The organism is Planctomycetaceae bacterium (assembly GCA_041398785.1).
GTDB lineage: Bacteria > Planctomycetota > Planctomycetia > Planctomycetales > Planctomycetaceae > JAWKUA01.
Genome location: JAWKUA010000001.1, coordinates 293948 through 317568 on the forward strand (window position 1 = coordinate 293948; position 23621 = coordinate 317568).

The 23621-nt window shown below is 59.5% G+C and carries 14 protein-coding genes and 1 pseudogene; 10 read left to right on the forward strand and 5 right to left on the reverse strand.

Annotated features, from left to right (window positions below):
- Window positions 1-104 precede the first annotated feature (104 nt).
- The 7 genes from R3C19_01220 (at window position 105) to R3C19_01250 (ending at window position 11776) form a co-directional block, all read left to right on the forward strand.
- The gene (locus R3C19_01220) at window positions 105-863 is read left to right on the forward strand and encodes a PIG-L family deacetylase (GenBank protein ID MEZ6058962.1); all 759 of its coding nucleotides are present in this window, start codon (window positions 105-107) and stop codon (window positions 861-863) included.
- 115 nt (window positions 864-978) lie between these two features.
- Window positions 979-1719 (forward strand): protein phosphatase 2C domain-containing protein, encoded by a 741-nt coding sequence (locus tag R3C19_01225; GenBank protein ID MEZ6058963.1) that lies wholly within the window; start codon window positions 979-981, stop codon window positions 1717-1719.
- Between the two features lie 389 nt (window positions 1720-2108).
- Entirely contained in the window at window positions 2109-5420 is a 3312-nt protein-coding gene (locus tag R3C19_01230) for a zinc-dependent metalloprotease (protein ID MEZ6058964.1), read from the forward strand.
- A 148-nt stretch (window positions 5421-5568) separates the two neighbouring features.
- Window positions 5569-7098: a hypothetical protein gene (locus R3C19_01235; protein MEZ6058965.1), complete on the forward strand. Its 1530-nt coding sequence runs from the start codon at window positions 5569-5571 to the stop codon at window positions 7096-7098.
- 277 nt (window positions 7099-7375) lie between these two features.
- Window positions 7376-9046, forward strand: coding sequence for a hypothetical protein (locus R3C19_01240; protein ID MEZ6058966.1), 1671 nt, complete (start codon window positions 7376-7378; stop codon window positions 9044-9046).
- A gap of 79 nt (window positions 9047-9125) precedes the next feature.
- The gene (locus R3C19_01245; protein ID MEZ6058967.1) at window positions 9126-10265 is read left to right on the forward strand and encodes a substrate-binding domain-containing protein; all 1140 of its coding nucleotides are present in this window, start codon (window positions 9126-9128) and stop codon (window positions 10263-10265) included.
- Window positions 10262-11776, forward strand: a complete 1515-nt coding sequence (locus R3C19_01250) for a hypothetical protein (GenBank protein ID MEZ6058968.1) — start codon at window positions 10262-10264, stop codon at window positions 11774-11776. Before R3C19_01245 ends, R3C19_01250 begins: the two co-directional genes overlap by 4 nt.
- A gap of 53 nt (window positions 11777-11829) precedes the next feature.
- On the opposite strand, the gene R3C19_01255 is transcribed toward R3C19_01250, so the two are convergent.
- Both R3C19_01255 and R3C19_01260 read right to left on the reverse strand, forming a co-directional pair.
- Window positions 11830-12423, reverse strand: coding sequence for a hypothetical protein (locus tag R3C19_01255; protein MEZ6058969.1), 594 nt, complete (start codon window positions 12421-12423; stop codon window positions 11830-11832).
- A gap of 118 nt (window positions 12424-12541) precedes the next feature.
- Window positions 12542-13354 (reverse strand): annotated as a pseudogene (locus R3C19_01260) (hypothetical protein).
- A gap of 676 nt (window positions 13355-14030) precedes the next feature.
- Between R3C19_01260 and R3C19_01265 the strand changes: the two are divergent.
- On the forward strand, window positions 14031-15167 hold the full coding sequence (locus R3C19_01265) for an acyl-CoA desaturase (protein ID MEZ6058970.1): 1137 nt from the start codon (window positions 14031-14033) through the stop codon (window positions 15165-15167).
- Window positions 15168-15177: 10 nt separating this feature from the next.
- Here R3C19_01265 and R3C19_01270 read toward each other — a convergent pair whose 3' ends face one another.
- Window positions 15178-16287 (reverse strand): serine hydrolase domain-containing protein, encoded by a 1110-nt coding sequence (locus R3C19_01270; GenBank protein MEZ6058971.1) that lies wholly within the window; start codon window positions 16285-16287, stop codon window positions 15178-15180.
- A 388-nt stretch (window positions 16288-16675) separates the two neighbouring features.
- On the opposite strand from R3C19_01270, the gene R3C19_01275 reads away from it, so the two are divergent.
- Window positions 16676-18088, forward strand: coding sequence for a tetratricopeptide repeat protein (locus tag R3C19_01275; protein ID MEZ6058972.1), 1413 nt, complete (start codon window positions 16676-16678; stop codon window positions 18086-18088).
- A 33-nt stretch (window positions 18089-18121) separates the two neighbouring features.
- Here the strand turns inward: R3C19_01275 and R3C19_01280 are convergent, their stop codons facing one another.
- Both R3C19_01280 and R3C19_01285 read right to left on the reverse strand, forming a co-directional pair.
- Window positions 18122-19618 carry a hypothetical protein gene (locus R3C19_01280; protein MEZ6058973.1) on the reverse strand — a complete coding sequence of 499 codons (1497 nt, stop codon included), beginning with the start codon at window positions 19616-19618 and terminating at the stop codon, window positions 18122-18124.
- Window positions 19615-21117, reverse strand: coding sequence for an arylsulfatase (locus tag R3C19_01285; protein MEZ6058974.1), 1503 nt, complete (start codon window positions 21115-21117; stop codon window positions 19615-19617). Before R3C19_01285 ends, R3C19_01280 begins: the two co-directional genes overlap by 4 nt.
- 1032 nt (window positions 21118-22149) lie before the next feature.
- Between R3C19_01285 and R3C19_01290 the strand changes: the two genes are divergently transcribed.
- Entirely contained in the window at window positions 22150-23592 is a 1443-nt protein-coding gene (locus R3C19_01290) for an efflux RND transporter periplasmic adaptor subunit (protein MEZ6058975.1), read from the forward strand.
- Window positions 23593-23621 lie beyond the last annotated feature (29 nt).

Below are 23621 nucleotides of genomic sequence, written 5' to 3' on the forward strand. Positions count from 1 at the left end.
TGTCGCGGAGGCACCGGCGCGCGGCGCGTGACGGAGGCATCATCACAGCAACGGATCACCTTTTCCATTGGCTTCCATTGGCGAAAACCCGGACGGCGGATCAAGTGACTGACGATCAGGATGCAATTCTTCCCGAACCACTGGACGTGATCGTCGTGGGTGCTCATCCCGACGATGTGGAAATCGGCTGCGGCGGGACAATTGCTCGAATGGCGCAGCAGGGTTATCGAGTGGGCATTGTCGATCTGACGGACGGCGAACCTACGCCATTGAGTCCGGGGCCGGAAGTCCGGCTGGAGGAAGCCAGGCGGGCGGCGGAGATCCTGGGAGTGCATCTTCGAGAAACACTGCCTTTGCCGAATCGGCGGCTGTTCGATAATTTCGAAACACGTGTTGCGCTGGCGAGCGTCTTTCGTCGGTATCGGCCGCGGCTGGTCATGGGAATCGCCGACGCGACTCCGATGGCGTCTCCCGACCACTGGCAGGCGAAGCTGTTAACGGATGCGGCCGTGTTTTATTCGCGATTGACAAAATGGGATGGGTACTTTCCGAACCTGCCTGTACATCGTATTCAGCGGCAGATCTGGTATCCTCTTGGACTTCAGAATTTCAGCCTGCCGGACGGCGGGGGCCGTTTCGTTTCCGACATTTCAGCGACGCTGGAAATCAAGCTGCAGGCGATCCGCGCGTATGCGACACAGTTTCCGGAAGAAAAACATCGTGTCTTTCGGCTTGTGGAAAGCCAGAATCGTCTGCTGGGAACGTCGGCCGGTTTCGACGCCGGCGAGATGCTGATCGCCGCAACCACGCTGGGGCTTCGAAACGTGTTCGACACTTTATGCGGAAACCGTGACCAGTCCTGAAGAAAACCTTCCTGTCGTCGAACCCCGCAGTGGCGGGACATCCAGTTTCTCCGGCCGGATTCGCGGCCTCTTCAGTCTTCTTCGTCGAGTGTTTGTGGGAAAATCAGGCAGGTCTATGGTCGCCATTCGTACTGGTCATGTCAGCATCACCGGCAACTACCGCGACAACAACGAAGACAATTACGTTGTCGACGATTCACTGCGGTACTTCATCGTTGCCGACGGGATGGGCGGACAAAACGCGGGTGAAAAAGCCAGCGCCCTGGCCATTGAACTCATCCCGAAACAGCTTGAACGATGGTTGAACTTTGAATCGGCAGAGGCGGCTTCCGCAACGCAGGCCATCGACAAGGCCGTTGACTTTGCCAACGCGGAAATCATGGCGCTCAGCGAAAATGATCCCGCGCTGCGGAACATGGGAACGACGGTCGTATTTCTGGTTCGCGTCGGCAACAGCTTTCTGGTCGGCGGTGTCGGCGACAGCCGCGTGTATCAGCTCAGAAACGGAAAGCTGGGCCAGTGTACCACGGACCACTCGCTGACTCAGGCACTGCTGGACGCGGGAACGATTACTGCCGAAGAAGCCGAAACCCATCGATACAAGAACGTGCTGTATCGCTACCTGGGTACTCGCGACGGATCTTCCGGCACGGAAGCGCGACAGATCTTCCCGGAAGGCGGTGATCGCTACCTCCTGTGTTCCGACGGTGTCACGGACGGAATCAACGACGATCAGCTGAAGAACCTGTTGAACACCAGCGACGACCCTCAGCAGATCGCTCAATCCATCGTCGACGCCGCGCTGGAAGGCGGTTCTCGCGACAATATCACATGCGTCGTCGTCCTCGTGGACTGAACGTGATCGTGATCGCTCCGCATTTTCGAACGTCAGGTCGTCGCAGCTTTCCCGCAGGACGGGCTGACTCGGATTGCGCCGACTGGTGAATCGCTGCCTGTTGCGCGAAGCTGGCGGCCTGGACTCACACGAAGGAACGCAAAGGCCATCTTTTGGCCACCGTAGGTATTCTGCGCAGTCTCAGCTTCCATTCCTGAAGCGAGCGGGTAAATTTGGAGGAATGGAAAACTCGCGGAAGATTCTGCGCGTTTGGGCTGGAGCGCCGAGAATTCTGCGAAGTCGCTGATGGGATTGTCGCGGCACACGTTCCGCTGTCTGAAATCCCGAACGCCGCCAGCCAGGTTCCCCCCCTTCCAATACCGGTTCGTCCGAAGCAGGAGAGATGTGATATGCAAACCCGTCTATCGCGGCTGGCGTTGTCGGCAGCGGCGCTTGTAATTCTGCCAGGCAGGCTGCTGCTGGCACAGGAAGGTGGCGGTGAGGAATTTCCGCCGCACGCAAAAGTGCTGGAGGGCTACGAGAAAGTCATTACGAAGGCCAACATCCGTCCGATGTACACGCTTTATCAGCGGGACAAGGACAGCCAGATCTACGCAGAACTGCCGCGAAACTTCGGGAACAAGAAGTACTTCATCGCGCTGACGGTTGCCAGCGGTGATCCCTACGCGGGCCTGCAAAGCGGCGAAATGTATGTGTACTGGCGCCGCTACGACAAACGAATCGCGCTGATTGAACCCAATGTGCAGATTCGCGCCACTGGCGACAAGGAAGCCGAAGCGTCGGTTTCGCGTCTGTTTACCGACCGCATTCTGATGGACGTTCCGATCGTGACAATCGGGCCGGGCGGAGGACCAATCATCGACCTGGATGACATGCTGGTCCAGAACGCTCAGCGATTCTTCGGCTCCGACGGCGTCACCAGTTCTTCGGCGCGGTACGGCGTGTATTCCATCGCCCGATCGCAGGCATTTGAAAACAACATCGAAGTGGAATTCGAAGTGCCTTCCAGCCGCGGGAACCTGAAGAAGCTGCACTATTCGATCAGCGACATTCCGGACAACACGGGATACAAGCCTCGCGAGGCCGATCAGCGAGTCGGCTTCTTCACGACAACTTACACCGACCTGGCCAAGTACAACGACCGCGAAACCAGAGTCCGGTACATCAACCGCTGGCATCTGGAAAAGGCGGATCCGAAACTGCAACTGAGTCCGCCGAAGAACCCGATTGTGTTCTACATCGAACACACGACTCCTGTGCGTTATCGCCGATGGGTCCGTGAAGGCATCCTGGCATGGAACGAAGCGTTCGAAAAAGTCGGCATTTCCGACGCGATCGAGGTGTACTACCAGGACCAGTCGTCCGGTGCCCACATGGACAAGGATCCGGAAGACGTCAATTACAATTTCGTGCGATGGCTGAATAACGATGTGGGAACAGCCATCGGCCCCAGCCGCGTTCACCCGCTGACCGGGCAGATTCTGGATGCAGACATCATTCTGACAGACGGCTGGATTCGCCATTATCAGAAGCAATTCAGCGAAATGCTGCCGGCAACGGCCATGGAAGGCTTCGGACCGGAGACTCTGTCATGGCTGGCTCGGCACCCGGAATGGGATCCCCGCATCCGGCTGGCGCCGCCTGCCATGCGGGAACAGATCGCCGCCAACATTCAGCGCGAAAGCGCTCGTCCGTTTTCCGGACATCCGATCGGAGCCGTGGATCCAAAGTTCATCGGCGATGACGAATTCGACGGACTGATCGGCCGCACCAGTCAGGTCAACGGCATGTGTCTGGCCGCGGAAGGAATGTCCTTCGACCTGGCTCAGATGAAGATGCATCTGGCGCTGGGACTGCCGGAAGATGCGGCGACACCGGAAGATGAAAAGAAAACCCATCCGCTGGACGGCCGCTGGGCCGGAATCATCGGCGGATTGTCGGCAGCGCAGTTCCCTGTTGATCGCATGCCGTTCACGATGATGTTCACTGCTGAAGGCGGCAACCTGAAAGGCTGGCTGACATTTGCCGGGCAGGAAGTCGCGCTGGAAAACATTTCCTTCGACGAAGCAACTCAGGAACTGAAGGCAACGCTGAAGCCGGACGACGGCGTCGACGTCACGCTGACCGCCAGGCTGAAGGACGGCGAATTGTCCGGCGAATGGGTCGCCGTGAAGGGCGAAATGAGCATCCGGGGCGACTGGTCGGCGTCAAAGGCGAAGCCCGCGACTCCATCGCCGTCTCCGGTTGCTGAAGAGTCCGGTGATAAGCCGAAGGAAGAAGCAAAGGACGAAAAGAAGGATGCGGACAAGAAGGATGGTGAGGAATCCGGCGATAAGGACAAGAAGAAGGACGAAGAAAAACCGCCCGGCGAGCAGATGCTGGATGGCATGCCGGAATCATTCGTCGGACCGCTGATCGCTCACCTGGTCGCTCACGAAGTCGGCCATACGCTGGGACTGCGGCACAACTTCAAGGCTTCCAGCGTGTACACGATGGCGGAAATCAACAGTAAGGAAATGAAGGGCAAGAAGCAGCTCGCCGGTTCCGTTATGGACTACATCAGCGTCAACATCTGCCTCGGCGCTGGTGAGGAACAGGGCGACTACAGCATGACAGGAATCGGACCATACGACCTGTGGGCCATTGAATACGGTTATACATTCGGCGATACGGCAAAGATCCTGAAGAGAGTCGCCGAACCGGAACTTGTCTTCGCCACCGACGAAGATACCGGCGGTTCTGACCCGCTGGCCCGTCGCTATGACTTTAGTAAGGACCCGCTGGACTTCGCCGAAAATGAGATGCGGCTGGCGACGTACCACCGCGGTCGACTGTTGTCCGATTTCATCAAGGACGGCGAAAGCTGGGACCGCGTGCGGTATGGCTATGAGCTGACTCTCAGCCAGCAGACGCGGGCCGTCTCCATGATGGCCAACTGGGTCGGCGGAGCCTTTGTGTATCGCGACAAGAAGGGTGACCCGAATGGCCGAAAGCCCATCGAAGTCGTCCCCGCGGAACAGCAGCGAAAGGCTCTGAAGTTCGTGGTCGACAGCACATTCCGCGATGACGTCTACGGGCTGACTCCGGAGCTGGTAACCGCCATGGGGCTCGACAAATGGCTGGATGACAGCCGTTCCTTCTTCGATGAATCGACGTGGCCGATTCACGATCGCATCATGGGCATCCAGGCGTCGACGCTGACGATGCTGATGAATCCGACAACGCTGAAGCGGGTCTATGACAACGAATTCCGTGTTCCCGCGGATCAGGACGCGCTGACGCTGCCGGAACTGCTGACAACAGTGTCGGACAATGTCTGGAGTGAGCTGGACGAAAAAGCGGATGGGAAATATTCCGCCCGCGAACCGCGGATTTCCAGCCTGCGTCGCAACCTGCAGCGCGAGCATATGGAACGCCTGGTCGACCTGACTCTGCCCGGCAACGGTTCCAGCGCCGCATCGCAGGCCATCTCAATGTTGTCCGCGGAAGAACTGCGGAAAGTCCTTCGCAGAATCGACAGTGCTCAGGCAGCCGCGGCGGATCGCCATGATCCCTACACCACCGCCCACCTGGCTCAGGCAAGACAGCGTATCGAGAAGGCTCTCGACGCCGACTATATCCTGAATCCCGGACAAAGCGGCGGCAGCGGAGGCGCCATCATCATTCGTGTTGGCCAGGACGGAGAACAGCCGCAGGAATAGCCAGCACTTTCGTTTGAACTGACGTAGGAACTTCAGAAACCCTTCGGAGGAATGTGCTTCCGAAGGGTTTCTTCGTGTTGTCCGGAGACACGCCGGATTGAAAGGGCGTCCGCTGAACAGGTCACTCGCAACTCGCCCGGCCATTTGCGTGCTCGCCGCGACTGTCACCGTGCTGGTGCTGGCGAGCGATCATATTCCGCTGGGAGTACCTGGTGAATGGGTCTGGAACAGACAGTCGTGGCCTGCCGACATCTTCGATGCAATGGAGCGTTTTCTGCCAGCGGCAGGGATCGGCGGTCTGTTGTTCGGGCTGGCCTGCTTCGGATCAGAATGGGTCTCGGACGACCGAAGGCTGCGAACGGGTCTGTTGCTGATCGCGCTGAGCGTCACGGGCTTTGGCTGGATGGCGGCCGTGCAGCATTCCGCCGCGCCGGCACATCGGGCCGCCAAGCCTTACTTTGTGCTCTACGACCCCGCGGCGTCCGGTTATTTCTTTGAAGCTACCTTCAAAATGAATTCCGTCGACGAATTCCTGCGCGGCTATGAAGCCCGAATGCGCGAAGGCGAAGTACTGCACATCGGAACGCATCCTCCCGGCCTGTTTCTGCTGCACCGGTTGGCAATTCGACTTTGCGAAGCCTCACCGACACTGGTCCATGCGCTGAACGCCGTGGAAAGCCGTGATGCCCGACAAGCCATCCGGCAGCTGGAATTCCCCGGTGTGCGCCCGCTGGAAGATCACGAAATCGCAGCGCTTCATCTGGTCAGTACATTAACGACGCTGGCGGCGGCGCTGGCAGTGCTGCCGCTGTTCGTGCTTCTGCGAACATTTGCTGATTCGCGGACGGCGTGGAACATGTGCTGCCTGTGGCCCACCGTCCCGGCGATTTCCGTGTTCGCTCCCAAATCTGACGTACTGTTTGCGTTCACGACCACCGTTGTGCTGACTCTCGGAGTTGTCAGCGTCGTTCGCCGCAGTGCCCTGGCGGGCATCTCAGCCGGGGTCGTGCTTTGGCTGGGGCTGCTGCTCAGTCTGGCTCATCTTCCGATCGTTCTTGTGCTGGTGCTGTTTGTGTTGATCCGAGCCTGGCGATTCCGTGATCGCCGCGTCAAGGATGACATCCGGTTCGCTGCCATCTGCGCGGGTACGGTACTGGTGGCGACTGCCGCCTGGTCAGCTGCCACGGGCTGCAACTTGCTTCGAGTCTGGCAGCTAAATCTGACAAACCACGCCGGTTTCTATGAACAGTACGTTCGAACATGGTGGAAGTGGCTGCTGGTGAATCCGCTGGAACTTGGCCTTGGCGTTGGGCTGCCGCTGACGATTGCGGCAGTTGCCGGAATCGTGACGGTTCTTCGCGCCGCCGCACGTTCGGATCAGAAGTCTGCTGGCGAAGCGGCACCGGCCGCCGATTGGACCGGCACAGACCTGGTGGTTGCTTCCGTCAGCACAATCTTGTTGCTGTGGCTGTCAGGGAAGAATCAGGGCGAGGCTGCTCGATTGTGGTGCTTCCTGATGCCCTGGCTGCTGATTCCGGTCGCTGTCGGCGGCAGCATGCCGCGTGCCGAATCGCCGACACCGAAGCGGGGACGGGAGGCGTGCTGGCGCTGGCTGCTGGCCGCTCAACTGATCTGTGGCCTGGCCACCGTCAGCCGCGTCAGCGGGTTTTCATTCTGACGCTTACCGCCCGCTCGAAAGCACGCTTCCGCGCGGGCGGGAACACCACGGAGTCGGGTGCCGCGGCGAGACGCCGCCGCCTGAACTTGCCGTGTTGACGCTTCTTTCGGCCGACGAACAAGCGTTGGATGTCGCGTCACGCAATTGTCGTGCAGGATTTTTAGACAAATCGTCCGTTCGCTCAGATCAGATTGATCGATGCCGGATTCCGCCGTAGACTCAATGCGGAAAGGGCATTCGTCCAGAAGTCGGCCAGCCGTCCGCAGGAGTCCACCGCATGTCAGAAGCTTCCAAAGCCGCCAGTTTGCTGAACCGTGTGAAAGTCCGCCTTCGGACCGAAGCATTCGCAAGGGCGGCATACGTCTGGAGCCTGGTGATTTTGGGAACCTGCCTGCTGGCGGTCCTGGCAATTCGTTTGCTGGGTGCGCTGCCGCCGGCTCAGCAGAAACCGGTGTGGCTGCTGACGATTCCCGCACTGATTGCGGTCTGCGCGGGGCTGTTTCACCGGAAGGTCCGGCAGGAAGCCGCTGCGGTCGCAGTTGACCGGCATGCCAACACCAAAGACCTGTTCCTGACGTTTTCGTCGCTGAAAACATCGGCCGGCGAATATCAGCCGCTGGTGGCCGAGTCCGCGGAGAAGCAGGCGGATCGCATCGTTCCCGTCGATGTCGTCCCGTATCGGTTCGGGCGACAACTGGTTCACGTGGTCGTCGCGGCGGGATTGCTGGGACTGGCCATCCTGGTGACTCCACAGCTTGATCCATTCGGAACTGTCGAAGCGTCGCTGAAGGAAGAAAAGCAGAAGTCGGAAATCGCTGCGATTCGAAAGGCCACGGAAGACCGCACGGAGCAGTTGAAGAAAAGCAGCCAGCGGTCCGAAGAGCGATCCGCGGAAATCGAATCGGAACTAAAGCAGTTGCAGACCGCATTTCGTCAGATGAAGCCCCGGGAAAGCCAGTCCAATACGAAGGTCTTGAAAAACCAGCGCGAAGGACTCAGCGAACAGTGGAAAGCCGTCAGCAACGACCAGCTTCGGAAACTGCTGAATCAGCCAATCTCCGAGCAGCAACTTGGCGGAAGTCGCAACGCCCAGATGAACGAATGGCTGAAGGAACTCAAGGAAGGCAAGACGGAAGGCCTCCAAAAACAGCTCGACAAGGCTCAGCAGACAATGCAGGCCATGATGGAAGCGAAGGACCCGGAAGAACGAAAGAAACTGGAAAGCCAGTTGAAGCGGGAATTGCAGGATCTGGAAAAGTTCTCGAAGGATAAGGCCGGATCCAAAGAACTCACGTCAGCCCTGAACAAGGCTCTGAAGGCACTGCAGGCCGCGTCGGATCCGAATCAGCCTGGTGAAAAACTTTCTGAAGAAGCGATGGAAGCTCTGAAGGAATCGCTGAAGCTGTCTGAACAGGAAATGGAACAGGTCGCTCGATCGGCGAAGGATCTGAAGAAACTCGAACAGGCCCTGAAGACCCTGCAGCAGGCGGAAAAACTCAACGCGAAGGAACAGCTTGACGGTGCGAAGTGCGAAGGCTGCGAGACAATGGAAGATTACGCCGAACTCTACGCTCAGATGATGGGAGAAGGTCAGGGTGAAGGCGACAAGGACATAAACGACGGCAGCGATGGCGGCGTCGGTCGCGGCGGCGAGACTCCCGAAGATGACAGTGATCCGGAAGGCTACAAGAGCGAAAAAGCAAAGACTCAGGTCAAAGCCGGAAAGGTGCTGCTGTCTATCAAGACAAAGGAATACGCCGAAGAAACGGACTTCGATCCGGATGCCCTGCGAAAGTACCAGGAAGGCGTGCAGTCCCTGAAAGACGGAGTCCAGGCAGCGATCGAAAACGAAGAGATTCCGCCCGGTTACGTCGACGGCATCAAGAGTTACTTCGACAAGATCGAATCCGTCGATCCCAAACTGACGGCTCCCTCGGATACCGAGTAACACGGATTCGGGCCGCCCTTTTTCCGGATCCGGCCGGCGATTGTCGTGGCAGGTGCGAAGCTATTTGGCCGGGTGCTGCATGTCGTCAAGAAATCGCCAGTCACTTCGCAGGCTTGCCGTTATTCTGGCGGCGGTCGCGTGTCTCGCGACGGCTGCCGAACTGCTGCGGTCGCCCTTAACGCGATATTCGAATGATGGAACGCAACTGGTCGTCTACTGCGCTCACGACGCCGTTTTTGCCGAAAGCGTCATCCGCCGGTTTGAATCCGAAACCGGGATTTCCGTCGACGTGCGGTTCGACGAAGAAGCCAACAAGTCGCTGGGCCTGACAAGTCTGCTGCTGGCGGAAAAAGACCATCCTCGCTGTGATGTCTTCTGGAACAATCAGACGCTGGGGACCATCCGCCTGCAGCAGGCGGGCGTGCTGGCCACGTACAAAGGCGCAGGCCATGAACGCGTTCCCGCCGCGTATCGAGATCCCGCCGGTTGCTGGACCGGCTTCGCTGCGCGGATGCGCGTGGTCATCGTGAATACTGACAGAATCGACGTCGGCAGCAAAAACTCGCTTGCGGCCGCGCGCGGTGCGGATCTGATCGGCGGCGATTCTGTGCCGGAAGCTCTCCGTCAGGCGGACGACCTGATTCGTGAACACCTTCAGGCCGGGTCGCTTGATCGAGTGGCGATTGCTCAGCCGATGTTCGGCACAACACTGACTCACTATTCCGTTCTTGCGGCAGAATGGGGCATCGACAAGCTGAAGTCCTGGCATCATTCACTGCACAGTCGGGGGATTCGCGAAGCGCGAGGCAATGCGGCCGTGCGTGATCTGGTGGCGGCAGGAATCTGCGACCTGGGGTTCACCGACACCGACGATGCGTTTTCCGCGATTGACAGCGGGCAGCCCGTCACAATGCTGCCCGTCCGGCTTGATGACGGAAGAACGATTGTCATGCCCAACAGCGTCGCGATGATCAAAGGCTGCCCGCATCCCGAAGCTGCGGCCCGGTTCATCGAATTCCTGTTAAGCGAAGCAACGGAACTGGCGTTGGCGAATTCCCCTGCCAGGCAGATTCCGCTCGGAAAAGTCGACGAATCCCGGCTTCCCGCGGAAGTTCGCAGCCTGCGGAAATGGGCGGCGGAGGGAGTGTCCCTCAAAGCGGCCGCGGAAGTGAATCAGGCCGTGCTGGACTGGCTGACGTCGGAGTACACCCCGCGATGACGCTGCTGACGGCGCTGACATGGTCGGTCGCGCGAGCCGTCATGGTGGCGACAATTGCCGTGCTGGTTTCACGTGCCGTTACGCCGCATCGCCGGTCGAAGCTGACGGTCGCTATCGCGCTGCTGCCGTTATTTGTTCCCAATCTGCTGATCGGGTTCACCTATCGAATGGCGGCGTCGCGTCTCGCGCAATCCGGATCAGCGGCGAGTGTCCTGACGGAACTGATCTACAGCGGCATTCTTCTGGCAGGTTCGATCGCCGTCATCATTGCTGTGCGATTGATTCTTCGCGGTTCATCCGTTTCGAACCAGGCACTGCATTCCTGGAAGCTGCTGCGCGGCCTGACGCCACACGCACCATGCAAGTTCCCTCCGCTTCGACGGCGCTGGTGGATTACCTGGTTCCGATTGCAGGCAACCGGACCGTTTCGTGCTTCGATCGTCGGATGGTGTGCTGCCGTGCTGTGGTGTTTTCAGGAATTCGAAACCGCAGCGCTGCTCCAGGTTGATCGCCACCCGATTGCGTGGCCGGTCTGGCTGTTTGACGCTCACGCCGCCGGTGTACCGCTGAAACGATCGCTGTCGATGCTGATTGTTCCGCTGGTACTGGAACTGACGTTGCTCTGCCCCGTCGTATGGCTGTTGCGCGGCAGTCGTGCGTCGTTGCTTTCGAACGACCTTCCGGCCGTCAGCCGGCGCGTTGCCCCCTCGCCGGAACGAGCGAGTTTCCGGCTCGCGTTTCGATCGGTCCTGCTTATCGTCCAGGCGGTGTTTGTCGTGACGGTGTTTCTGGCGTGGCCGCTGATTTCGAACTGGACTGACGTCACAGCCGGCTTCGCGGCTTTGTGGAATCAACCGACTCTGCTGTTCGGCTCGCTGACTCAGATCGCTGCGTCGCTTGGCTTCGCGTGCGCCGCGTCGGCAATTGCGATGCAGGCCGCAGTTGTGCTCAGATCTTCCAACCGCTGGTGGCTGAACGTCGCCGTGCTGGTGCCGGAACTACTCGGATCGCTGGTTCTCAGTCTGCTGCTGCTGGCCGTTTTTCAGAGTTCCCCGGCGAATTGGCTTTACGATACGTGGGTGCCGATCGTAACCGGCTTGTCGTTACTGATGTTGCCGCGTGCGTTTCTGCTGGCGACCCTGCTGGAATCGACTGTTCGGCCACAGGCTGCGCATTCGGCGAAGCTGTTGCTGACATCGAATGCCGGCGAAGTTCGACGAAGCGGCCTGAACCTGGTGTGGCGACTGGTTCAGTTTCGCTGGCTGCTGGCCGGAGCGATCCTGGTTCACTGGAGTTTCTGGGACGTCACTGTGCCGTCGCTGCTGCGCCCGCTGCGTTTTGAGCCCGTCGTGACTCGACTGTACAACGAAATGCACTATGGCCGCACAGAAACACTGACCGCCATCACGCTGTTGAGCGTCGTGTTGCCGTGGACGGCTGTTTTCGCATTGATGTTCGTTGTCAGGGCAGTCCTGAAGTTTCGCGGCAGGGATACCGTTCGCGCGGCGTGAAACATCCCTCGGGAAATTGCCGCTGCAAAAATGTCCGCGACACAGTCTGTCGATCAGTCTTTCGATCCGGCAACAATCGCTGTCCAAATGAATGCAACGGATTCTCCGACAATAAATGTCGTTGCCGAACCGATTGTTGCCAGCCAGAGCCACGCGATGTTCCAGTCATGGGCGGGAGCTATGAACTGCACGAACAACAGCATGGCCAGCCCCGCAATCGCGCCGCTGATCGCAGCAGCCTGGTTCGCGCGGCGAGACACGACACCCAGCAGAAAAATGCCCAGCAGGATGCCTGCCGAATATCCGGCGATCGTCAGTGCACCGCGGACAACTGTCATTTCCAGATCAATTGCCCGGATGCCGATGCCGATCTGGATGATGCCGAACACCACCGTCAGGCATCGCGAAAGAACAAGTTGCGTACGTGGTGCGGGAGCCTCTCGGCAAAGTGGCAGCCAGAAATCGTTCAGCAGCGCGGACGCGGACGCGTTTAGTGAACTGGACGTCGTCGACATTGCCGCTGACAGAATGGCCGCCAGCATCAGGCCGATCAGACCCGTGTTGCGCGGAAACGAATGCACGATGAAGTGAGCAAACACCTGGTCGGCTTTGCCGCAGCCGAGTTTCCGTCCAGCGAGTAGAAACACGCCAACCCGACACCAATCCACAGAAACAGAGCGAACTGAAACAGAACGACAAAGGAACTCAGAAAGATCGCTCGTCCGGCTTCGTTCTCGCTGCGAGCACTCAAATAGCGCTGCACCATCATGTGGTCGGTGCCGTGAGTTCCATTGTCAAAACGGCTCCCCCGATCAGCCCGCACCAGATGTTGAAGGGGTCGGACAGTGTAAACTTCCATTCGACAACACTTGCTTTGCCGGACTCTTCGGCGAATGTCCACAGTTCGTGCCAGCCTCCCGGAATGTGGCTGACCAGAATGAAGACAGCGGCAATGCCGCCCAGCATGTAGATGACAAACTGAATGCAGTCGTTCCACACCACCGACTTCATGCCGCCGAACACGGTGTACAGAACCGTGACGGCGCCCATCGCCGCGATGCTCCGTTCAATCGACCAGCCCAGCAGCGTGTGAACGACCGGTCAGCACAGAAACAATCGCAGGGCGTCTCCCAGATTGCGTGTGACCAGAAAGATCAGCGATGCCACTGTTTTGGTCGCTGCGCCGAAACGCTGTTCCAGCACCTGGTAGGCGGTAAATAAACTGCCGCGAAAATACAGCGGCAGCAGCACGCGCACGACGAACGCGCGGCCCAGCACATATCCCATCGCAATCTGCAGCCACTTCATTCCGGTGGTGCCATAGGCCGCTCCGGGAATGCTCAACACGGTGGCAGTGCTGGTTTCGGTCGCAACGATGGAGCCCAGTATCGCCCACCACGGCAGTGAGCGACCGCCCAGCAAATAGGTTTCGAGATCCCTGTTCTTCCGGCCGAACCAGAACCCGACGGCAACGGCGGTTCCCCAGCAGCGACAACAGCACAACAACATCGACGATTCCCGCGTTCGCTCGCACGGATAGTTGTTTCCGGAAAAGCGCAAGTCGCCGGCGGCGGTCATGCGTTGAATCGAAACCCGGCTTCGCGGGCCAAAGCTTCCAGAGTCGCGAGACTGCCTACCGACGTTGAATTCACTGCGTCATCTGCTGGCCCTGGTGATTTCGTCAGTGCGGCCCCCGTCACCATCAGCGAAGTCGTGTCGACGAAATTGGCAGGGGATCCGGCGTTCACGATACCCGCATTCCGTCACCTGGCGAAACCGACACTGACGATGTCGCGAACAAAATCGCGAACGCGGATCATGCACGGCTCCGGTCGGCAGGAAATCCGCGAAGCCGCATGCGGTGAAACCGAGGCGTTGATTCGCAGTTGCCCGGCCCACAAGTCGCTTCCGTAACTCTGCGACCGGCAAGACGCGGCGAGCGAACTCATGTCACAGATCCGTCACGACATTGTCTGACGCAGGTCCGCGAAGAGCACGAAGGGGTCGTGCGCGCAATTCTCAGGGAAGTGAAAAATCGTTCCGAGAACCGTGAACCGTTGGTAATTCAGGCAGAATGCGGTTCGCCAAACGAGCAATCGATCCGGTTCGGTCACGAGTTTGTCAATGTGGTCGTTTGCGAATGCAGATTGAAGTCCGGTCTGTTAGTTTCCCGGCAGACGCGGGCCGTCGAATGCCCGCCGACCGCGACATTTTGTGTTGCCTACCATCTGCCCTGAAACAGGCCCGACTGCTGATGACTGCAACTGCCTTGTCCTCACCGGCGAACGCGCCTCGCACGACCTCCGGCGATCTACCCGTGAAGTTCGCCCACTGCGATGGGTTTCTGCCTGCGCTGCGGCAGCGAGTCGACGCGTACTTCGAACAGAACCACATTTCCAAACGTGACTGCCCGGCAATGTACGTCAAATCGGCGACGATTCTGGTCTGGGCGGTGGTCTCGTACGTCGGTCTGGTCTGGTTCGCTGCGACATGGTGGCAGGCTTTGCTGCTGGCGATTTCCCTGGGAGTCGCCATGGCAGCGGTGGGCTTCAACATCCAGCACGACGGCGGCCACAACGCGTACTCGCGATTTCCGCTGGTCAATCGATTCATGTCAATGACGCTGGATGTTCTGGGCGGCAGTTCGTACCTGTGGAAAACAACTCACAACATCATTCACCACTCGTATACCAACGTCACCGGAGTCGACGGCGATATTGACCTGGGATTCCTCGGACGCATTTCGCCGCACCAGAAGCGATACGGTTTTCATCGTTTTCAGCATTTCTATCTGTGGCTGCTGTATGGTTTCATCACGTTCAAATGGCAGTTTCGCGATGACATCGTGGGTGTCGCCACCGGCCGGATTGGCCACGTTCGCATCAATCGCCCGAAGGGTCGCGAACTGCTGATTTATGTTGTCGGCAAAGTCATTTTTCTGTCGCTGGCGTTCGTGATTCCGATGATGTTTCACCCGGTACTGACGGTGCTGGCGTGGTTCTGTATCGCATCGTATTTTCAGGGTGTGTTGCTAAGCGTTGTGTTTCAACTGGCCCACTGTGTTGAAGAAGCCGACTTTCCGATGCCCGAAGAATCCACGGGGCGTCTGGAAAACGCCTGGGCCGTTCATCAGGTCCGTACAACCGTCGACTGGGCTCGCAGGAACCGTTTCATGACATGGCTTTCCGGCGGGCTGAATTACCAGATTGAACACCATCTGTTTCCGCAGATCTGCCACATTCACTACCCGGCGATGGCAAAGATCGTCGAAGACACGTCAGTTGAACACGGGATCGAATACCACGTGCACCAGACATTTCTGGGCGGGCTGAAGGCTCACTACCGCTGGCTGAAACGAATGGGACAGCCGGACCCCGCGACCGCCGCCTGACGCATCGCGATTACGACTGGTCGTGCCCGCGAGCAGCGATGACGTTTGAGATCCGCTGAATCCACGGACAGCTCTGTTCGTACGGCGTCGTGGTCAGAATGACGGCATAGTTATCGGTCGTCGGGTCGATCCAAAGCAGCGTTCCGGTTGCTCCCCAGTGGCCAGCGGTTTCCGGCGAAACGAAGTCACCGAACGACGCCCGATGGTTGGCCCACTGCATTCGCCATCCATAGCCCCACGGGCGATCATTGCGAGTTGCCTCCGGCACTTCGTCGCAGAACCGCGTCTGCTCGCGCATCGCCGCGCGGACAGCAATCGGCGGAAGAACCTGGATTCCGTCGTCGCCGGTTCCTTCCCGCAGCATCATGCGAGCAAAGCGGGACAGGTCTTCGGCTGTCGAAATCAGGCCGCCCCACGGAGCTCCCAGTGTTCGCCAATAGCGACTGTTCCAGCCCCAGTCATCGGCATCAGGCTGCCATTCCGGCAAATCGCACGGCAGGATGGAAGCAGCGATCGCGTCATCCTGTTCAGCCGGAATCCCCTGCCAGGAATCGCTCATGTGCAGCGGTTCAAAGAGATTTTCCCGCAGGTAGTCAGGCAGTGTCTGAGCGGACAACTGTTCGATGGCGGCCCCCAGCAGCAGAAATCCCACGCTGGAGTAACGGCAGTCGGAGCCGGTGACGAAGTCCGGCTCGCAGCCTGCGGCGTGCATGATGAATTCCTTCAGCGTGGCGTGAGCCGCTCGCAGTTCCGCGTTGTTCGGCAGCATGTCCGGCAGCCCGGACGTGTGAGTCAGCAGGTGACGAAACGTGATCCGGCGCAGGCTGCCGCTGCGGAACATCGGCAGGTGCTCTCCGATGCGCTCCGTCAGACTCACGCGGCCCTCCGCTACGAGTTTCAGAAACGCCGTCGCCACAATCGGCTTCGTGATCGACGCTACCAGATAGCGCCGTTGCGGCAGTCGCGCGGCCGGCAGATCCACTTTGCTTCGCTCCGTGAATTGAAACGTCACAGACGTTCCGGCGGCGCTGCCGGCATCGACGTCCACGAAGGGACAACGCGATTCCGAACAGATTCGGTTCAGGACCTCGGACATGGATGTTGCGGATGTTGATGTCATCGAAGTCCCGGACCTCCCGTCTCGTCGATTGAGCGGCCTTGTACTCTAACAACACGACGAATCGCAGCCTACGTGCGGGCACGGCTGCGAGTGGCACGGCGCGGGCACAGGACGCTGACCGTCGCGGCTCACCGCCGCAGGTTTCCCATCGAACACACTGACCAAACAAACACGCGGGGAGCAAAGGACGGTCGAAATCCCCGGACATTCCCGCTTCTGTCGTCGCCGATCCGGGACATGCGTCGTGAACGCTGTTTCCCCTGCGCTGACCAGGCCCTGATCCCGCTCGCGTCGGGTCTGGCGGGAGCCGCAATTGACACGATTTTGCAAATTGCGGTAAAAAGTTGGGGTTGAGACCAATCCTGACTGTTCCACGGAAGGAACTGTGATGCAATTCATTCTGCCGTGCCTGGGAATTTCCTGCGTCGTATTAACAATCTGCGGCTGCGGGTCCGGATCGGATGATGCTGGTGCAGCAGCCGCCATTCCGCTGTCGATCTCCAATCCTGAATCGACCACCGGAAAATCCGCCGAAGCGGCCACGGCGAAACCGCAGGAAACCGTCATCAGCGCTGCTGTGGAGCAATTGGTGGGGCGGGCGAGAGCATCCGTCGTCGGCGGTCAGAATGCGGTGGCCATTGAATCGCTCAGCCAGGCCATCGGCATTGCTCCGAACGATTCCCGCCTGCTGCGAATGCGGGCCGACGTGTACGAAGTCATGGGAGAATTCGCCAACGCTCGCGCTGACTTCAGCATGGCGATTCAGGCGGATCCGGAAAACGCGGCGCTGTACAACGTCCGCGGCTATTTTCTGATGACGCGAGGCCTGACCGATGAGGCGCTGAAGGACTTTCAGAAGGCCATCGAACTGGATTCGCAGCTTGTGGAAGCACTGAACAATCGCGGCCTGATCGCTCTGTCGAAGCAGGACTATGCCGCTGCGGAAGCCGACTTTTCCAGGGCGATCGAAGGTAACCGAAAGTATGCCGACGCGTGGAACAACCGCGGCTTCTGCCGATTCAAGAACGGCCAGTTGGAAACCGCTCTGTCCGACCTGAAGCAGGCTCTGGCGCTGAACCCCAAATACCTGACCGCCTGGAACAACTGCGGACTGGTCCATATGGAACAGCAGGATTACGAATCCGCGGTCACGGCCTTCAGCAAGGCGATCGAACTTTCACCACTGGACGTTCGCTGGTTCAATCATCGCCGCACGGCTTATCAGAAGCTGGAACGCTTCGCCGAAGCCAGCGCCGACGAACACCAGATCCGCTGGCTGACGGGACTGGAAGCGATCACCAGAAAGGTGGCGGCCAACGCAGCCAATCCGGCCGTCTGGATTGCCCGAGCAAACTACCTGGCAACCGGTAACCAGTTCGGAGCCGCCATTCAGGATTACTCGCGAGCCCTGGCGCTGCGGCCCGGCCACCCCGAAGCTCTGACCGGGCGCGCCAAAGCGTGGATGAAAACCGGGGAATTGCAGAAGGCCATGACCGACATCGACGAATCGCTGGTGGTCGCGAAGTCTCAGGAAGCGTTTTCGATCCGCGGCGATGCGTGGATGGAACTGAAGAACTTCGACCAGGCAGTTCAGGATTACGAATCCGCTCAGCGATTCGACAATCAGGTCGTGGAAGCCTATCGAGCGCGCGGCGAGCAGCGCAAGGCCGCCGGACAAACGGAACTTGCCGAAGCTGATTTCAGCAAGGCGGATGAGATCACGGCAACGCTTTCCGGGCGGGGGCCGGACAGCAAACGCACGGCCGTTGCGCCGAACGCTTTTCCGGACCTGCCCGAATGATGCCCGTCCCGGTGTGATCCGCTGACTTGCGAATCACGGCGACTGCGTCTTTGGCAGCGGCGGACCTTCGGCGCGGCCCTGCGTCCATCCCCGCAGCGCTTCCAAAGTGCGCTGACCGCGAAGAAAGTACAGATCGTCCAGAGTCTGCAGACGTTCCTGGAACTTCCGTTCGGCGGAGATCTTCCAGTCGGACAGAACGTCATCGACGAATCCGCTTTCGGTCATCCAGTCGGCGATGGCCATCGCAATGTCCTGGTGCCCCCGAAACGACGGGTGAATGTGATCCACCAGCACCGCGTCACCCGGAATTCCGGCGTTCATCCGGCCTTCCAGCAGCGTTGCGATTTCGATCAGGGGCGTCCCGGTGTCGGCGGCCACCTGTCGCATTTCAGACTCCAGCGGTGAAATCATCCGCAGCGGGCACACGTCTTCATCGCGAGCCCTGACGAACGCGGCGCGAGCCTCTTCGTTTCGATCAGCCGCGATCAGAGCGTGGCCCAGTCGATACCAACTGAAGGCGAACTGTGGATCGCGAGCCGTCACGTCGTCCAGCAGACTGATCGCGGTCTCGGCTTCGTCCGCCGCAATGAATTCGGTTGCTTCGCGCAGTTCGGCGACGATCGCCTGACGGTCGGTGTCGTCGACGGTGTCACTGAATTCCGATTTAAACGGAGGGCAGTCGCGAAGATTGGACGGCGGCATCAGCAGCAGCACGGGAACGCCCGCGTCTTTGCAGGTCTGCACCATGCGGTTCAGGTTGTTGCCGAATTCCCTGACAACGGAATCTCGCTGCAGAGTGTTTCGGTTGTACGCTTCCAGCCCGCCGCGGTGATCCAGAAGCGCGTCGACTTCCTGCGGCAACACGGCAACGGGACGAGCATCGTCGATCACATCGGCGGATGAATCGCCGGCTTCCGTTGACGAAACGCGTGCCCGGGCGGCGGACAGCAGCCGAAAGCTGTTCAGGTGCGTCAGCCAGCGATACGCGGTCGTAAGTTCCGCGGCGGTGTTTTTCACATCGCGATAGGTGATGTCTTCCAGAAACTCATTGTGCCCGGAACAGACGATGAACAGATCCGGCTGGTAATTCAGACACTCATCCATGATCGGGACCAGCCGATAGCTTGCATAAGAAATGCCGCCGCAGTTGACGACTTCCCACGACCGCTTTGGAGCAGCGGCGTTCAGTGCCATTTCAAGAAACGACGTGAACGCGGTTTCCACGGAGTACGGGCGGCCCTGAACGGTCGACCCGCCCAGCACGAAGATGCGAAATCCGTTCGATGGTTTCTTCACCAGGAACGAATCTTCCGCGAAGAAACCGCGCCGGTTCGCGGCTATATGGTATCGGCCGTCGGCGTTGTTTCTCGCGAACAACGGTCGAATCCCCGCGAAGCCGACGAACGGATCCGCAACGACAGCGGAGTCTCCCCAGCCGGCGATTCGGCAGACGACTTCAAACGCCGGAAAGACGGAAAGCCCGAGAACGACAGCCAGCAATCGTCGTCGCCATTTGCGAAGAAGGCTCACGGAACGGACTTCCTCACTGGGGCCGGCCCTGCCTGTTGCGGATCCCGCGTTCGTTCGGCGGCAAGGATTTCGGTAAGCACTCGCCGCAGGTTTCCGACGACTTCCGGGTTCTGAGAGTACAGGTTTGTCGTTTCGGCGGGATCGTCCTTCAAATTGTAGAGCTGCGACGGCGGATCATTCGTGCCGGGCGTAATCCTTGACGGCTGCGAGAATCCGCCGGACCCCAGCCCTTCGATCAGTTTCCAGTGACCTTCGCGAATCGTCATGAACCCGCTGCCCGACTGTAACGCCAGCGATGTCCTGACCGGCTGGTCGGCAGGCTGCGTTCCCAGCAAAACTGCGGAAAAGTCATGGCTGTCAGGCCCGGCACCGTCTGGCAGTTCAAAGTCTGTGATGGCTGCCAGCGTTGCCAGCAGATCGACGAAACTGACCAACTGGTCGCTGACGGAACCTGCCTGAATCTTTCCCGGCCAGCGAACGACAAACGGAACCCGGTGGCCGGCTTCCCAGGCATCAGCCTTCATACCGCGCAGTCCGCCGGACGAATCGTGCCCGAATCGTTCCACGTCTTTCTGATACCATGTGGGTCCGTTGTCGGAAGCGAAGACAACCAGCGTGTTTCCTGCCATGCCGGCGCTGTCGAGTGCTCTCAGGACGCGGCCGATCATTGTGTCAACCATGACCGCGAAGTCGCCGTACATATCTGCCTGGCTGGTGCCGACAAACGCATCCGACGGCAGCCACGGCGTATGCGGCGCGGGATACGCCAGATACAGCATCAGCGGCTGAGCCTCCCTGGCATCGACCTGACGATCCGCGTGGTCTCGAATGACGTCGATCGCTTCGTCGGTGAAGCGAGGCAGCACGTCCTTCAATTCCAGATCCGGCGCGATTCCGCCGGCTCGCCAGAACGCTCCCTGAATCGGCGACCATCCGTCGCTGTTATTCGCGGCGATTTCGTTCGTGGGCGGCTGCACGGCCCGCCGGTCCCGAATGTAGAAGTAGGGTGGAATGTCCGTGGATGCCCGGATGCCGAAGTACGAATCGAAGCCAACGTCGACCGGGCCTCCCGGCAGCGGGCGTTCGTAGCCCTGCGATTCGTCGAACCCCAGATGCCATTTGCCAACCATTGCCGTGCGGTAACCCTGTGACTTCAGCAGCGACGCAATCGTTGTCGCACCGTCGTCAATCAGCGGCTGCCGAGCCCATCGGGAAACGTCTGTTCGGAACGGATAGCGTCCCGTCACCAGGCCGTAACGCGACATGTGGCAAAGCGGTCCTGAAGCGTGAGCGTCGGTAAACCTCATCCCGGCGGCGGCCAGCGAATCAATATTCAGCGTCGGAATCTTCGATTCCGCGTTGTAGCAGCCGGGATCACCGTACCCCATATCGTCGACCAGAATGATGACGACGTTCGGCCGCTGGTCGTCCGCCGCGACACCGGTGGCAAGACCGAAGATGGCACTTGAAACCAAAACCAGGCATCGGAAATGTGTCATCACAACACTCTGTTAAATGGAAACACACAGGCGACGCAACCGGCGAACCCAGCCGCGGTGAAAACTGCAGGCACGCCGATCGGGCACGCAGGGAGACCGGGAATCTCAGGCGTTCGGTCGACAGGAAGTTCCAATCATGGACGTCGCGATGCGTCCGAACCGCCGCCGGAGGACGTTTTGCCTGATCCACGACAGACGGATGCCGGCCGACAATGACAGCGTATCGGTGACCCGTCGGCGCGACAACCGACGCATGGATTCACCGGAATTAATGCGTCCGAAACGCCGCTGCGGGTTCACCGCATGTCGAATTCGCAGCGCGCACCAGGCCGCGCCGGACTTACTCTGTGCCGGCGATTTCACAAAGCGGCGCCGTCGCCCCGGCGGAACCAGAGCTCGGGGTTCCCGACAGCAGATGCGGGAACGCACTCCCGCTGCGGCACAGTCGACGCGAACGTCGCCAAACACGAAAGGAAAAAGCGCAACCGGCGTCCTCAGGCCTGGAGTTCTCGATGACAGACCCTCAGACAACCGGTTGCGCGTGCCGCGGGTTCAAGGAAGATGCCGTCGCTCACGCGAAGCATTATCCACGGACTACCTCAGCGAACCAGACGGAGTATGTCCGCAATCTTTTGTCAGTGATTCTCTGAGTCCCGAAGTGGTGAACTGATGGCGACGGAATCAACAGCGTGGACCGACAGACCTCTGCGTCAGATGTGCCGCGGCGGATCACGCGTTCCTTACGAACGGAATCGCGCCTCGCGGCATCAGGGTTGCGGAGCAGGCCATTTCGCGAAAATCACGATTTCGACCGGGTCAGCGCGGAAGCCTGCGGCACGCTGCGGCTACCCATCGCGCGGCGGATCGTCGCCTTGCTGCGAAAGGAATGTCGGTGCCTGCAAGTCGCGACGCTGATATCAGCGAACGGGACGAATCAGACCGGTGGCAATTGCCAGGCGGCTGTCTATCATTCCATCTCCGTCTGACCTGCTGGCACGCGTCTGTCCCCGAATTGCACAAGCCCGGTTCCGCATGGCCGAAGATCATCGCTACAAAACGATCCTGCGACGGCTCGTGTTTTCGGAAGTCCTGATCGCTCTGCTTCTGTTTGGCAGCGTATTCGTGTTTGCCGCGCTGCGGGCTCAGAAGCCGGAAGTTCAGGAGAAGCAGATCGATCCGGTCAGCTTCAATGTCGACGTCTTTGTGACCGAGGAGGTCGATTTTCGTGAGCTGCTGACCGGATTCGGCACGGCGCGGGCGGAGCGGGAAGTCGTCATCGCCGCTCAGGTCAGCGGGGAAGTCGTCGAAATTCACCCGAACCTGAACGTCGGACATCCCGTCGTCAGCGGACAGACGGTTGTCTTTCCGGACCGGCCGTCGGAGCAGCGAAACGCCGACCTGCTGCTGCGAATCGATCCCAGAGATTACGTGGAACGAGTCGAACAGGCATCCAATCGCGTTGCCGAAGCTGGCGCAGAAATCGCACAACTGCAGCAACAGCTTCGCAACACGGAAACGCAGCTTGGCAAGGCCAGGCAGGACGTAAAGACTCTGCAGGACGAATACGAACGAATCAAATCGGCATTCGACAAGCAGGCTTCGTCGCCATCGGAACTGAACCGGTCACTGCTCGAACTGCGGCGTTACGAAGACACCATCATTCAGCTCGAAAGCCAGCAGTCCGTGCTGCCCCTGCAGATCGCGGCCGCAAAACAACGTCTGGCCACGGGCAATTCGGAAGTCACCCGGGCGGAAACCGACCTGCAGCGCACCAGCGTGACGCCTCCGTTTGACGGAATCATCAGCGAAGTCACCGTCGAACAGGGCCAGTTTGTGCGAGCCGGCGAACCTTTGCTGCGACTGACCGATCCGGATCGCGTGGAAATTCCCGTGTCGCTGGGTATGGAGGACTTTCTGCTGATCGAAAACGACCTGCAACAGGGACGCCGGCCGGTGACGTCGCTGGCCGAAAACGAGACTTCCCCGGCCGAATGGAGCGGTCAGATTGTGCGAATCTCGCCAGTGGCGGATGCATCGTCGCGAACGGTGGAAGTTTTCGTCGACGTTAACAACGCCGACCAGATCCGGACGCTGCTGCCCGGCACGTTTGTCCATGCCCGCATCGACGGACCCGTCTGGAGCGACGCAATTGTCATCCCCCGTGAAGCCATTATCGAAGACCATGTGTTTGTCGTCGACAGCGATGGAAAAGCCGTGAAACGCCGTATCCGGACCGGACGTCGCCTGCAGTCAATGATCGTCGTCGAACAGGGTCTGCAGCCGGGAGAAAAGGTCATCCTGACCAATCTGGATATTGTCGAGGACGGTAAGCGGGTCACGATCCAGGCCGCGACGACTCCCGCCGACGAGATTGCCGAATTGCGACTGCCCGTCCTTCGACTGCTGGACGAACCGTCGGAGACCGTTCCTTCGGCGACCGTCCCTTCGGCGCCGGCACCGTCGGTGGGGCAGTAGTGTTGCGATCACGGCTCCATTGCGCTCCT

Coding starts and splice junctions, on each gene's coding strand:
- R3C19_01225 (MEZ6058963.1), top strand. CDS start 979: ATGGTCGCCATTCGTACTGGTCATGTCAGCATCACCGGCAACTACCGC.
- R3C19_01230 (MEZ6058964.1), top strand. CDS start 2,109: ATGCAAACCCGTCTATCGCGGCTGGCGTTGTCGGCAGCGGCGCTTGTA.
- R3C19_01240 (MEZ6058966.1), top strand. CDS start 7,376: ATGTCAGAAGCTTCCAAAGCCGCCAGTTTGCTGAACCGTGTGAAAGTC.
- R3C19_01245 (MEZ6058967.1), top strand. CDS start 9,126: ATGTCGTCAAGAAATCGCCAGTCACTTCGCAGGCTTGCCGTTATTCTG.
- R3C19_01250 (MEZ6058968.1), top strand. CDS start 10,262: ATGACGCTGCTGACGGCGCTGACATGGTCGGTCGCGCGAGCCGTCATG.
- R3C19_01265 (MEZ6058970.1), top strand. CDS start 14,031: ATGACTGCAACTGCCTTGTCCTCACCGGCGAACGCGCCTCGCACGACC.
- R3C19_01270 (MEZ6058971.1), bottom strand. CDS start 16,287: ATGACATCAACATCCGCAACATCCATGTCCGAGGTCCTGAACCGAATC.
- R3C19_01275 (MEZ6058972.1), top strand. CDS start 16,676: ATGCAATTCATTCTGCCGTGCCTGGGAATTTCCTGCGTCGTATTAACA.
- R3C19_01285 (MEZ6058974.1), bottom strand. CDS start 21,117: ATGACACATTTCCGATGCCTGGTTTTGGTTTCAAGTGCCATCTTCGGT.
- R3C19_01290 (MEZ6058975.1), top strand. CDS start 22,150: ATGGCCGAAGATCATCGCTACAAAACGATCCTGCGACGGCTCGTGTTT.